Origin of the sequence: Staphylococcus sp. GDB9P120P, from assembly GCF_017893435.1 — a bacterium.
GTDB lineage: Bacteria > Bacillota > Bacilli > Staphylococcales > Staphylococcaceae > Staphylococcus > Staphylococcus cohnii.
Genome location: NZ_JAESNB010000002.1, coordinates 102183 through 115802, shown reverse-complemented (window position 1 = coordinate 115802; position 13620 = coordinate 102183). Strand labels below are relative to the sequence as shown.

The 13620-nt window shown below is 34.1% G+C and carries 8 protein-coding genes, 1 pseudogene and 1 other annotated feature (1 of these 10 cut by a window edge); of the genes and pseudogenes, 1 reads left to right on the top strand and 8 read right to left on the bottom strand.

Annotation, left to right across the window (positions count from 1 at the left end):
* Positions 1-102 (bottom strand) — a binding site (T-box leader) (it extends 89 nt beyond the left edge of the window).
* Positions 103-199: 97 nt separating this feature from the next.
* Positions 200-1702 (bottom strand): histidine ammonia-lyase, encoded by a 1503-nt coding sequence (hutH, locus tag KA856_RS00560; RefSeq protein ID WP_150821830.1) that lies wholly within the window; start codon positions 1700-1702, stop codon positions 200-202.
* A 376-nt stretch (positions 1703-2078) separates the two neighbouring features.
* On the opposite strand from hutH, the gene KA856_RS00555 reads away from it, so the two are divergent.
* Positions 2079-2894 carry an NAD(P)H-hydrate dehydratase gene (locus KA856_RS00555; protein WP_432582164.1) on the top strand — a complete coding sequence of 272 codons (816 nt, stop codon included), beginning with the start codon at positions 2079-2081 and terminating at the stop codon, positions 2892-2894.
* A 188-nt stretch (positions 2895-3082) separates the two neighbouring features.
* Here KA856_RS00555 and KA856_RS13970 read toward each other — a convergent pair.
* The 7 genes and pseudogenes from KA856_RS13970 to dnaA form a co-directional block, all read right to left on the bottom strand.
* Positions 3083-3280: pseudogene (locus KA856_RS13970) on the bottom strand (transposase); the annotation flags it as partial.
* Between the two features lie 420 nt (positions 3281-3700).
* Positions 3701-6388, bottom strand: a complete 2688-nt coding sequence (gene gyrA / locus KA856_RS00545; RefSeq protein WP_107504566.1) for a DNA gyrase subunit A — start codon at positions 6386-6388, stop codon at positions 3701-3703.
* Positions 6389-6423: 35 nt separating this feature from the next.
* Positions 6424-8364: a DNA topoisomerase (ATP-hydrolyzing) subunit B gene (gene gyrB, locus KA856_RS00540; RefSeq protein WP_182478554.1), complete on the bottom strand. Its 1941-nt coding sequence runs from the start codon at positions 8362-8364 to the stop codon at positions 6424-6426.
* A 12-nt stretch (positions 8365-8376) separates the two neighbouring features.
* Entirely contained in the window at positions 8377-9492 is a 1116-nt protein-coding gene (recF, locus tag KA856_RS00535; protein WP_019467931.1) for a DNA replication/repair protein RecF, read from the bottom strand.
* Positions 9489-9722: a S4 domain-containing protein YaaA gene (gene yaaA / locus KA856_RS00530; protein ID WP_191904817.1), complete on the bottom strand. Its 234-nt coding sequence runs from the start codon at positions 9720-9722 to the stop codon at positions 9489-9491. Before yaaA ends, recF begins: the two co-directional genes overlap by 4 nt.
* A 672-nt stretch (positions 9723-10394) precedes the next feature.
* Positions 10395-11525 (bottom strand): DNA polymerase III subunit beta, encoded by a 1131-nt coding sequence (dnaN, locus tag KA856_RS00525; RefSeq protein WP_019467929.1) that lies wholly within the window; start codon positions 11523-11525, stop codon positions 10395-10397.
* A gap of 240 nt (positions 11526-11765) precedes the next feature.
* Positions 11766-13133 carry a chromosomal replication initiator protein DnaA gene (dnaA, locus tag KA856_RS00520; RefSeq protein WP_107386351.1) on the bottom strand — a complete coding sequence of 456 codons (1368 nt, stop codon included), beginning with the start codon at positions 13131-13133 and terminating at the stop codon, positions 11766-11768.
* Positions 13134-13620 lie beyond the last annotated feature (487 nt).

Here is a 13620-nt window from a genome sequence, read left to right as displayed (position 1 = left end):
TCTCATATAGTAGGTAGATTCACATTGACCCTGATTACTTGTTCTCACTAACCACAAGCTCTCTGAAACCAGAAGTACAATACTACTTAGCCTACGAACAATAGCTTTATTAACTTGATTTTAATATAGCAAATAACCTATCACTTTTCAAGGCCAAGGATATGCAATCGCTGAATGTTCATTAAAAATTCACTCAACCTTAATTAGCATAAGCGTGATCTAATAAATACTGTGAAACAGCTTCTATGTCTTTATGAAATTGGCGGTCTTCAGTGATAGATGGTACCACTTTTCGTAAAGCTTGATATTTTTCATAGGTTTTAGGTGATAATTTTTCAATATCTTTATATTCTACTGCTTGAAGTGCGATGATTGTTTCTATTGCTAAAACACGTCGTGCATTTTCAATCATTTGGTAACCATGGCGTGAAGCAATCGTCCCCATAGAAACGTGGTCTTCTTGATTAGCTGATGATGGAATAGAATCTACACTAGCTGGGTGTGCGAGTGTCTTATTTTCCGAAACAAGACTTGCAGCTGCATATTGCATGATCATTGCACCACTCTGTAAACCCGGTTGAGGGCTTAAAAACGCCGGTAAACCATTGTTCAATTGTGGGTTTACTAATCTCTCTAAACGTCTTTCTGAAACATTGGCTAATTCACTTACGCCTAACTTTAAGAAGTCTAACGCGAATGCAATCGGTTGACCATGGAAATTACCTCCAGAAATAACTAATGTCTCATCATCTTCATCAAATATTAATGGATTATCGTTCGCCGCATTCATTTCAAATTCAAGCTTTTCTTTTACATAATTAAAAATTTGGAAGCTTGCGCCATGTATTTGTGGAATACAGCGTAATGTATAAGCATCTTGTACCCGAATTTCTCCCTGTGTCGTTGTTAATTTAGAACCTTCAAGCCAGTCTAACATGCGCGAAGCAACATCTATCTGTTCTGGAAAATTTCGGACGCGATGCACTTTTTCATGATATGCATCAGTAATACCATTTAATGCTTGATGCGTAAGAGCAGCAATCCACTCCGCTTGGTAACCAATATCTTCCGCTTCTATATAATTAATTACACCTTGTGCAGTCATAGCTTGCGTACCATTAATTAAAGCAAGACCTTCTTTAGCCTGTAAGCTCAAAGGTTCACGATTTAATAAATTTAAGACATACCGACTGTCTACTTCTTCACCTTTATAATAGACGCTACCTTCTCCAATCAATGCCAAAGCTAAATGTGAAAGTGGTGCTAAATCACCTGAAGCACCAAGAGACCCCTGTTGTGGAATGACTGGAATAATTCTATTGTTAATAAAATATATGATTTGATTCACTAAATCGATTGTCACACCAGAATGACCTTTTAGCAATGTGTTTAGACGTAAAATCATCATCACTAACGCGACATCCTGTGAAAAAGGTTTTCCGATACCACATGCATGTGAACGAATTAAATTTACTTGTAATTGGTTATATTCTCCCTCATCAATACGCACATCACTGAATAAACCAAATCCAGTCGTTATACCATAAATTGTTTCTTTATCATCTATAATCTTTTCTACTGTTACCCTGCTCTGTTTTACACGTTCATATGCATCCTCTGTTACTTTCACATCATCACTTTGATATAAAAATTCTTTAATTGCATTAATTGTTAAATTTTCACCATTAAGCTGTAATGTCATTTCCCCATCTCCTTACTTCTGATGATTTTCAATTAATTAAAGTATACGCTTCCATATTTTTAAGAACAATAGGTTCGTCCATATCCGTAACATGGTATTAAATTAGTATTTTAATAAGATAAAGAAGGCAAATTTATTATTTCTAAAAATAAACAAATTCTTAATGCTTTTACCTATTGACTAAAATGCAAAGCAGGTATAATATTTTCTATTGTATTTAAAAAGTAGATTAATAAAAAAGCTACAGAGAAAACCTTTCATAAAGCTTATAAATATATAATTCTTATCAAAAAGTACAAACTTACGAATCAACAAAATAATGATCAAATATACAAATTAAAAGTTGAAATAACTAATATGATTAAAGGGGGTTTCAATGTTGGAAACAATTTCATCAGTAAGCATTCCAAAACGTAAAGATGAAACGCATAAAGGTGATTATGGCAAAATTCTTTTAATTGGAGGTAATGCGAATCTAGGTGGGGCAATCATGCTTGCTGCACGCGCTTGTGTCTATAGTGGCAGTGGTTTAATTACGGTAGCTACACATCCAACAAACCATGCTGCGCTACATTCACGTTGTCCTGAAGCAATGGTAATTGATATCAATGATACTAAAATGCTCACTAAAATGATTGAAAATACAGATTGTATCTTAATTGGTCCTGGATTGGGGTGTGATTTCAAAGGAAATAATGCTATCACGTTCTTATTACAAAACATTCAACCGCACCAAACACTTATAGTGGATGGAGATGCTATTACTATATTTAGTAAATTAAAGCCAGATATTCCAACTTGCAATGTTATTTTCACACCACATCAAAAAGAGTGGGAACGTTTAAGTGGTATCGCAATAGAAGAACAAACCTATGAACGTAATCGCGAAGCTGCTGATAGAATTGGAGCAACGATTGTATTAAAAATGCACGGCACTGAAATCTATTTCAAAAACGGAGATTACAAACTACCAATTGGTACACCTGCGATGGCTACAGGCGGTATGGGTGATACACTTGCCGGTATGATTACAAGTTTTGTAGGTCAATTCAATGACACGAAAGAAGCGGTTACGAGTGCTACTTATACACACAGTTATATTGGTGAAGAGTTATCAAAGAAAATGTATGTCGTACCACCTTCTCATTTAATTAGCGAAATTCCATATGCTATGAAAGCATTGGAAAGTTAAATAAGCACCTGTGATATAAATATATTAAACCAAAATAAAATGAGTCTGGAACATAAAGTTCTTGGACAAGTGAAAAGGCAATTTCTATTGAAATAATATGGAAATTGCCTTTTTTATTATTGTTTTGGTTATATTTATTTCTTTGAACTACTACTTTTCTAATATTAAGTGCCGTCAATACAAAAAGTTAAAGATGTTAATAGGGCATCTACTTTAGTATTTACTCTAAAACGATTAATTGTATTAGAAGAAGGCGTTTGATTTTGTGATAGCCACATCATTCGGATACAATCATTAAGTAGTTTTTCTATTTTATGACTAGAGATTTTGTAATGTGCGGACGCCCGGGGGAATAGTATGAGTGAGAGACTACAGGCTCGAGCCATATACCCAGGCAAGCATGCACAGTCAAAATCGTAAGATTTTTATATAAAATGGACTCATCCATCGTGTGTATTCATATTAAGTTATATCTTTTGGTTAATTAAAAATATGACTTTCTATTAGTTGTATAAGTTAAATAATATGAAGCTTTTTTCTATTGTATTAAAAAACATCACTTATAGAGATTTTGCATCGTGCTGACGCCCGGGGAAATGATATGAGCGAGAGACTACAGGCTCGAGCCATATACCCAGGCAAGCATGCACGATCAAAATCGTAATATTTTAAATATAAAGAGGACCAATCCATATTAAGGATTGGCCCTCTTAATTTGAGAATAGGGATTTATGTCCCAGATTCATTTGTATATTTAAATTTTTCAATTTTAAATGTAGCTGTTGGTTTACTTATAGAAATTGAGATTATTCGTCATCTTCGTTTTCAGTGTCTTCATTATCACTATTATCGATGTCTTCATTGATACGATCCATAAAGTCTTTTCTCACTTCTTGACGACCATCTTCATCTGTATCTTCTTCAACTTCGGTATGAACGATACCTTCTGATAAATCATCAGTTACTACAGATTCTGATTGTTGACCGTCACTTGAAGAGCCTTCAATTTGTTCATTCTCTGTTTCTTGAAGTTCAATTTCTTCAGCTTCTTTTTCTTCTTCATCTACTTTAGCAACTGTAGAAACAAATTGATCGTCGTTTAATTTAATCAATCTTACACCTTGAGCTGCACGTCCATTTTGTGAAATATCTTCAACGCCGATACGGATAATTACACCAGCATTTGTAACAATCATCAAGTCTTCTTTACCTTCGACGGATGTGATACATACAACTTGACCGTTACGTTCTGTAATCGTAGCAGTCTTAATACCTTTACCGCCACGATTAGATAAACGATATTCACTAACTGGTGTACGTTTACCGTAGCCATTTTCAGTCACGACTAGAATTTCATCATCTGTTTCTGCTTTAGTAACATCTAATCCAATGACGCTGTCGCCTTCTCTTAATGTAATACCTTTAACACCAGCAGCTGTACGACCTAAAGGACGTAATGCAGTTTCGTTAAAGCGAATTAAAGAACCATGAGCAGTACCGATTAATACATCATCTTCACCATCTGTTAATCTCACTGCAATCAATTCATCATCTTCTTTGAAACCAATCGCAATCTTACCGTTTTTATTAATGTGTGAGAAATTACGTAATGCTGAACGTTTAACGATACCATTTAACGTTGCAAATACTAAGTAGTCTTCTTCACTTTCTAAATCTTTGACGGCAATCATTGTACTAATCGTTTCATCATTATCCAGTTCAATCGCATTGACTACTGGGATACCTTTAGACTGACGGGAGAGTTCTGGCACTTCATAACCTTTAAGTTTATACACTCTACCTTTATTCGTGAAGAATAAGACATGATCGTGTGTACTCAATGTAACAAGTTGACTTACAAAATCTTCTTCTAATGTTTGCATACCTTGTACACCACGACCACCGCGATGTTGAGCTCTATATGTTGAAACGGGTAGACGTTTAATATAGTTATTGTGACTTAATGTGATGACGATTTGTTCTTCTGGGATTAGGTCTTCGTCTTCAATATTGTCGAGACCACCCATTTGAATTTCTGTTTTACGTTCGTCACCATAGCGTTCACGAACATCAATTAACTCATCACGAACAAGTTGTAATAGTTTTTCTTCGTCTGCAAGAATCGCTTTTAATTCTTCTATATATGCAATTAATTCATTATACTCAGATTCAATTTTATCTCTTTCTAAACCTGTTAGACGTCTTAATCGCATATCAAGGATGGCTTGCGCTTGTCGTTCAGTAAGTTTAAATTGTTCTTGCAAGCTTACCATTGCAACTTTATCTGTATCAGATTCACGGATCACACGAATAATTTCATCAATGTGATCTAAAGCAATTCTTAAGCCTTCTAAAATATGTGCACGGTCTTGTGCCTTCTTCAAGTTGTATTCTGTTCTTCTTCTTACAACTATCTTTTGATGTTCAAGATATTCAACCAATGCTTCTTTAAGGTTAATCAATTTCGGTCTGCCATCAACTAAAGCAATCATGTTAACACCAAATGACGTTTGTAATGGTGTCTGTTTATACAAGTTATTTAATACAACACTGGCATTGGCATCTTTACGTATGTCAACCACAACACGCACGCCAGTACGTAAACTTGTTTCGTCACGTAAATCTGTAATGCCATCGATTTTTTTATCACGTGCTAATTCAGCAATTTTTTCAATCATGCGGGCCTTATTTACTTGATATGGAACCTCTGTTACAACGATACGTTGACGACCGCCACCACGTTCTTCAATTTCAGCTCTTGCTCTCATTTGAACTGAACCACGTCCAGTTTCAAATGCACGGCGTATACCACTTTTACCAAGAATAATACCTGCTGTAGGGAAGTCTGGCCCTTGAACATCTTCCATTAATTCTGCAATCGTAATATCTGGATTATAGCTTAAACTTAATACGCCATTGATTACTTCAGTCAAGTTATGTGGAGGTATATTAGTTGCCATACCTACTGCGATACCTGATGCACCGTTTACAAGTAAATTTGGAAATCTTGAAGGTAAGACTGCCGGCTCTCTTTCGTTACCGTCATAGTTATCAACAAAATCAATCGTATCTTTGTTAATATCTCTCAACATTTCGAGTGTGATTTTAGACATACGCGCTTCTGTATAACGCATCGCCGCTGCACCATCACCATCCATAGAACCAAAGTTACCTTGGCCATCAATTAAAGGATATCGATAGCTGAAGTCCTGGGCCATTCTAACCATAGCTTCGTAAATTGAGGAGTCTCCGTGAGGGTGATATTTACCCATAACGTCCCCAACAATACGCGCAGATTTCTTATATGATTTATCAGGTGTCATACCTTGTTCGTGTAAGCCGTAAAGTATACGTCGATGTACTGGTTTTAAACCATCTCTAACATCTGGTAGCGCACGTGAAACGATAACGCTCATCGCATAATCTAGGAACGATTCACGCATCTCATTCGTTATATTTCGTTCATTTATTCTTGATTCAGGTAATTCAGCCATCAAGATATCCTCCTTCAAAAATTCAGTTCATTGTCTTAGAAATCTAAGTTTGCATAAACTGCATTATCTTCAATAAACTGTCTACGGTTCTCAACAACATCGCCCATTAACATTTCAAAAACTTGGTCAGCTTCAATCGCATCATCTAATGATACTTGTAACATAGCTCTGTTTTCTGGATTCATAGTTGTTTCCCATAATTGATCAGCATTCATTTCACCAAGACCTTTGTAACGTGCAATAGACCATTTTGGACTTGGATCCAATTGAGCTTTAAGTTTTTCTAATTCACGTTCGTTAAACACATAGTATTTCTGTTTACCTTGTGTCAATTTGAATAATGGTGGTTGTGCAATATAAACATATCCAGCTTCAATTAACGGTCTCATAAAGCGATAAAAGAATGTTAATAATAAAGTTCTAATATGTGCACCATCAACATCGGCATCTGTCATAAGGATAATCTTGTGATAGCGTGCCTTACTTAAATCAAACTCTCCACCAATACCAGTACCAAAAGCAGTAATCATAGAACGTATTTCATTATTATTTAAAATTCTATCTAAACGTGCTTTTTCAACGTTCAATATCTTACCACGTAATGGTAAAATGGCTTGCGTTTCTGAGTCACGACCAGATTTTGTAGACCCTCCGGCAGAGTCACCTTCGACGATGAAAATTTCACTTCGAGAAGGGTCTTTACTAGAACAATCTGCAAGTTTCCCTGGTAAACTTGAAATTTCTAACGCAGACTTACGACGTGTCACTTCACGCGCTTTTTTAGCTGCAAGACGTGCTTGTGATGCCATAATCCCTTTTTCTACGATTGTTCGGCCTACTTGTGGATTTTCGTATAAAAAGCGTTCAAACAACTCGGAGAATGTACGATCAACAACTTGACGTACTTCGGAGTTACCTAGTTTAGTTTTAGTTTGTCCTTCAAATTGTGGGTCACCATGTTTGATTGAAACAACAGCCGTTAAGCCTTCACGTGTATCTTCACCTGAAAGTCTTTCTTTATCTTCTTTCATGATTTTACTGTTAAGACCGTAGCTATTTAACACACGAGAGAGCGCTCGTTTAAAGCCTTCTTCATGAGTACCACCTTCATAAGTGTGAATATTATTCGCGTATGTTAAAAGATTTGTAGCATAGCCTTTATTGTATTGAAGCGCGATTTCAACTTCAATATCATCTTTTGATTGATGTACATAAATCGGTTCTTCATGAATAGGTTCTTTATTTTCATTTAACATTTCAACGTAAGATTTTATACCACCTTCGTAGTGATAAGTATCTTCACGAACCTCTTCTTCTCTTTCATCTCTTAATGTAATTGAGATACCTTTATTTAAAAACGCCAGTTCTCTGATACGTTGTTGCAATACTTCATAATTATATGTTGTTGTTTCAGTGAATATCTCAGGATCAGCTTTAAAACGAATCGCAGTACCTGTAGAACCAGTACTTTCATCAGTTTCACCAATGATTTTTAAATCAAACTGAGGTATGCCTTTTTTATATGCTTGATGATATATATTTTCATCCTTGTATACATACACTTCCAAATCTTCTGATAAAGCATTTACAACAGAAGAACCTACACCATGTAGACCACCGGAAACTTTATAACCGCCACCGCCGAATTTACCACCAGCGTGTAGTACAGTTAGAATAACCTCAACGGCAGGTCGTCCCATTTTTTCTTGTATACCAACAGGAATACCACGACCATTGTCTGTTACTTTTATCCAATTATCTTCTTCAATAATAACGTCGATTTGGTCAGCATAACCTGCAAGTGCTTCGTCAATACTGTTATCAACAATTTCCCAAACTAAGTGATGTAGTCCTCTTTCTGAAGTTGAGCCTATATACATACCTGGTCTCTTACGAACCGCTTCTAGACCTTCTAATACCTGAATCTGACCAGCACCATAATCTTCCGTGTTGTTCACATCTGACAATGCTTCCACCTTCACTTTCCGTTACTTTATAATTTCGCCATTATTAATGCGATAAAGTTTAGCGTTTTTCATAATTTCATGATCAATGCCATCAACTGATGTTGTCGTCACAAATGTCTGCACCTTGTGTTGAATTGTGCTCAATAAATGAGACTGACGTGAATCATCTAATTCACTTAACACATCATCTAGTAATAGGATGGGATACTCACCTACCTCAATATTCATCAGTTCGATTTCTGCAAGTTTGATTGATAAAGCCGTCGTTCTTTGCTGTCCTTGCGAACCGTAAGTTTGAGCATCCATACCATTTACGTTGAAACCTAAATCATCTCTGTGAGGGCCAAACAAACAGACACCTCTATCTTTTTCACGATCTTTATTATCATCTAGTAAAGTTAAGACTTCCTCTAAGCGTTCCGTCTCACTTTTTTCTTCCGCATCTAATTTGATACTAGGAAGGTACCTTAATGATAGTGTTTCATTCTCGTCTGTAATACCAGAATGAATAGGTTTGGCTAATGATTCAAGTTCTTTAATAAAATGTTCACGTCTTAATGTAACTTTGAGTGCATATGTTGCAAATTGTTGGTTTAAGACATCAAGCATAGTGCTGTCAGTCTTTTGACCATATTGCAATTGCTTCAAATAATTATTCTTTTGTTTTAAAATTCTTTGATATTGAGACAAATCATTTAAATATACAGCTGAAATTTGTCCAAGTTCCATATCTATAAATCTACGTCTTATTTGAGGTGCGCCTTTGACAATATTCAAATCTTCAGGTGCAAACAAGACAACGTTTAAGTGACCGATATATTGTGTCAGTCTACTTTGTTCTAAGTGATTGATTTTAACCTGCTTACCCTTTTTAGTTATAAACATCGTTAAAGGCATTTCTCCATATCTATAACTGAGTTCACCCTCTATTTTAGCATAGTCTCGATCAAAACGTATGAGTTCTTTATCATTTGATGTTCTGTGACTTTTGGCTAATGCTAGTGTATAAATAGATTCCAATAAATTAGTCTTCCCTTGCGCATTCTCGCCAATCAATATATTGACTTCAGGGTGACAATTTAGAGTAATTGACTCATAGTTACGATAATTGTCTAGCTGGAGTGTCTTTAGTTTCATTCTTCACCTTGATGTATAATCAAAAATGAACCGACTTCTGGTATAACGATGTTATCTTGATGGTTTAATTTTTTACCACGACGCATTTCGCGCCCACCATTGATCATTACTTCAAAATCTTGCAGGAACCATTTCGCTTGACCACCAGATTCAATAATACCTTCTGTCTTTAGAAATTGCCCTAAAGTAATGTCTCCATCAACAATTACTTCTTCAACCAAATCAATCACTCCATTCCTTTTAAACTCATCTATATATTATACCTTTTTTCGAGAAAAATTTCATGCAAAATGCAGATAGAAAGCGTTTTCTTATGTATAATTTTTACTATTATTGAAATTTATTTACAAAAGTACTTTTAACAAGGTAACACTCATATATTATAACAAACTTTTCTTCCTAATATTCTATCTTCTTAAAAAAAGATTCTACTTAAAAATTATTAATGTTTTTAACTACGCAATATTTCATAAAAAATTTTAATATGCGTTCAACGACAATGTTATGATTTTGAATTTTAATGACTTTCTCAGCTTAATTATTAGTTTTAGGTATCATAAGTCTAAAAAAGTTTAAATTGCTTATATTTAAGCTCTAAATAGCATGTAAGTAGCGTTAAATGTTTATGATTAATATATCTCTATCAATATACACGTTTTATTTTATGAAATTACTTCGAAATAAAAAAGAGTGAAGCAATGGTTTATATGTGACAGAGGTTGAGACATAATAGATTCGCCTCAAACGCATTTCATATTGGCAGTAGATGACTGAATTGAAAATGGGTTTTAAATCAAGCTTCTGTCCACACCTCTAAGTTATGCTTACTATGATTTAAATATCCACAATATAAAAAACCCGAGACATAAATCTGTCTCAGGCTCTATCTCTTGAACAAAAGCTTAATATGTTCTAATTGGTAAAATTAATTGTGTAACTGAATCGTCATCTTTTGGTTTTAAAATAAATGGTTTCATCGTACCAAAGAATTCAACTTCAACTTCATCGTTATCGATTGCTTTAAGTGCATCCATCATATATTTAGAGTTAAATGAAATTTTTAAATTGCCGCCATCAACGTTATCCGCTTTTACTTCTTCTTTCACAGTACCAATTTCTGGTGATGTAGAAGATAACTCGACTAATTCATTACCTGTACTTAATTTAATAACATTGTTTCCACCTTCACGTGCTAATAGAGATGCACGATCAATAGCATGATAGAATTCTCCGTTATCTATGCCTATTTTAATTTCATAGTTTTCTGGGAATAAACGTGAAGTATCTGGATAGTGACCTTCTAAGAGACGTGAAATAAAGTTTACATTTCCGACTTTAAATAATACTTGGTTTGATGCAAAGAAAATATCGATATCTTCTTCACTATCAGACATAATTTTATTTAATTCTGCTAAAGCTTTACCTGGAATAATGACATTTTTATTTTCAGATTCATCTTCTAAAGCTACTTTTCGCACAGCCAAGCGGTGTGAGTCAGTCGCTGTGCATATTAATTCATTATCTTGTATAAGCCAGTTAACACCAGTGAGTACTGGGCGTGTTTCTGAGGTGGACACTGCGAAATTCGTTTGTGCTATCACGTTTTTAAGCACTTTTACAGATAATTGAATGGCATCATCACGAGAAACTTGTGGTAATAAAGGATATTGATCTGGATCTAAACCACTTAAATTAAATTCTGAATGTCCAGAAGTTATTAAAGTTTGGAATTGTTCATTTGTTGATAATTTAACTTCTTTTCCTGGTAGTTTTTTAATAATATCTACAAAGAAACGACCAGGGAGTACAACTGAACCAGTTTCTGTAATTTCAATAATGTCTTCTCCATCTACTTGTTTAGGAATTGTAATTTCTATTGAGATTTCTGAATCTGAACCAGTAAGTATGACTTCATTGTTTTTAACTTCAATTTTTATACCCGTTAGTATAGGTAATGTAGTTCTTGGTGAGATTGCTTTTAATGTGTCATTTAATTGATTTATAAAATAATCTCTTCTAATTGTAAATTCCATTTTTAAACTCCTTCCAGTCGTTTATATAATAATTATATAGGTTTTAAACCCGTAGTAATAGTAGTAGGGCTTGTGGATTAGGGGATAACTCAAATTAATACAATCATGTCATTGTTTGACGACTGTGGATAACTTGTGCACAGTGTGTATTACTTTTGCACATTGTCCACAAAGTTAAAAAATAAGTTATTTTGTTATACCTCTAAATTGATTTATTAATCTGTTATAGTACAGATTGTTTTATTGGTTTCTAATTTCTTTTTCAAGATTTTCAACTTCTTGCTTAAATGTCGGATCATTATTGATATCTTTTACTATTTTTTCATGTGCGTGAATAACAGTAGTATGATCACGTCCACCAAACTCTTCTCCGATTTTAGGCAGCGAAAAGTCAGTTAATTCACGTGATAAATACATAGCAATTTGACGTGGATAAGCAATCGATTTTGTACGTTTCTTGGCACTAAAGTCTTCTATTCTTACACTATAGTATTCTCCAACAACTTTTTGGATATCTTGTATAGTAATTTTTTTAGATTTAGGTGCTTGGATGATATCTTTCAGTGCAGCTGCTGTTAATTCAGTTGTGATAGGTTGCCCTTGTAACTTTGAAAAGGCCAATACACGATTAAGTGCGCCTTCAAGTTCACGTATATTTGATTGTATTTGATTAGCGATATACGTTAAGGCTTCAGTAGGAATATTTATATTTTCTTCACCAATTTTTTTCTGCAAAATAGCCATTCTGGTTTCGTAGTCTGGCGGTGTAATATCTACTATCAATCCCCACTCAAAGCGAGAACGTAGTCGATCTTCTAATTTAGCAATTTCTTTAGGAGGTCTATCACTAGAAATAACAATTTGCTTATTCGCTTGATGTAAATCATTAAATGTGTGGAAGAATTCTTCTTGAGTTTGTTCTTTGTTTTGAATGAATTGTATATCATCTATTAAGAGCACATCGATATTACGATATTTTTCTCTAAAACGTTCTGTTTTATTGTCTCGGATAGATTTAATGAATTCATTGGTAAATTTTTCACTAGATGTATAGATGACTTTGGCATCTGGATTATTATCTAAGACATAATGGCCAATAGCATGCATTAGATGGGTTTTACCTAATCCTACACCACCATATATAAATAATGGATTATATGCTTGGGCCGGTGCTTCGGCTACAGCTAAACTCGCAGCGTGTGGGAATCTGTTTCCGGGACCGATGACGAATGTTTCAAATGTATTGTTGATATTGAATTGTTCATCACCAACTTTTGCTACATCAACAGTATCAAGGTCTACTTCTTTTTCATTAGCACTTTGTTTAACATCTTGTTTTTTTTCAGATTTTAAACTTTCTAATTCATCTTCAGAGTAAAATACTGGCATGATTTCGTGACCAATAGCTTCATATAATGCAGATTGTACGATTTCAACATAATGTGTTTTTAACCAATTAGCTACAAAAGGATCATCAATGACTACAATAGCTTCATCATTTTGTAACGAATAAAGTTTTGTATCTTTCAAAAAAGTTTGATAGCTAGGATAGCTGACTTTTTCTTGAGCTAAGGTTAAAACTTTTTCCCAAATTTCTTGTTCTGACATAATAGCAAACTCCAACTTTCTATATTTTAAAAGTTATACACAGAAATAACATGTGTGAATAAACATAATCACAAGCTGTTAATAATTATCCACAAGTTACACACAATCAGTGGATAACTCATTATGGATTATAAGTTATACACAACCATTTAGGATATATCTCCATAATATAATCCCTTATTTATCAATATTTACATAACTTATCCACACAATTATACTTTTTAACAAACACCTCTGTCAAATGGCTGTGAATATGTTGTTAAATCGTAAATAACCCTGTGCATAGATGAAATATTATCCACAAAATAAGCATGCGTATCTGTGAATAAGTGGATAACTTACAAGAATGAATAGTATATCAAAAATTAAACGATTTGTGGGCTTGGGAAATAATTTATAAAAAGTGTATGGAATTTGTATAATTAAAAATTCTCTAGATTTGAAATGAAAAATATTTATATGATAAGGTGAATCTTCTATATTAATA

Coding starts and splice junctions, on each gene's coding strand:
- recF (WP_019467931.1), bottom strand. CDS start 9,492: ATGAAACTAAAGACACTCCAGCTAGACAATTATCGTAACTATGAGTCA.
- gyrA (WP_107504566.1), bottom strand. CDS start 6,388: ATGGCTGAATTACCTGAATCAAGAATAAATGAACGAAATATAACGAAT.
- KA856_RS00555 (WP_432582164.1), top strand. CDS start 2,079: ATGTTGGAAACAATTTCATCAGTAAGCATTCCAAAACGTAAAGATGAA.
- dnaA (WP_107386351.1), bottom strand. CDS start 13,133: ATGTCAGAACAAGAAATTTGGGAAAAAGTTTTAACCTTAGCTCAAGAA.
- hutH (WP_150821830.1), bottom strand. CDS start 1,702: ATGACATTACAGCTTAATGGTGAAAATTTAACAATTAATGCAATTAAA.
- dnaN (WP_019467929.1), bottom strand. CDS start 11,525: ATGGAATTTACAATTAGAAGAGATTATTTTATAAATCAATTAAATGAC.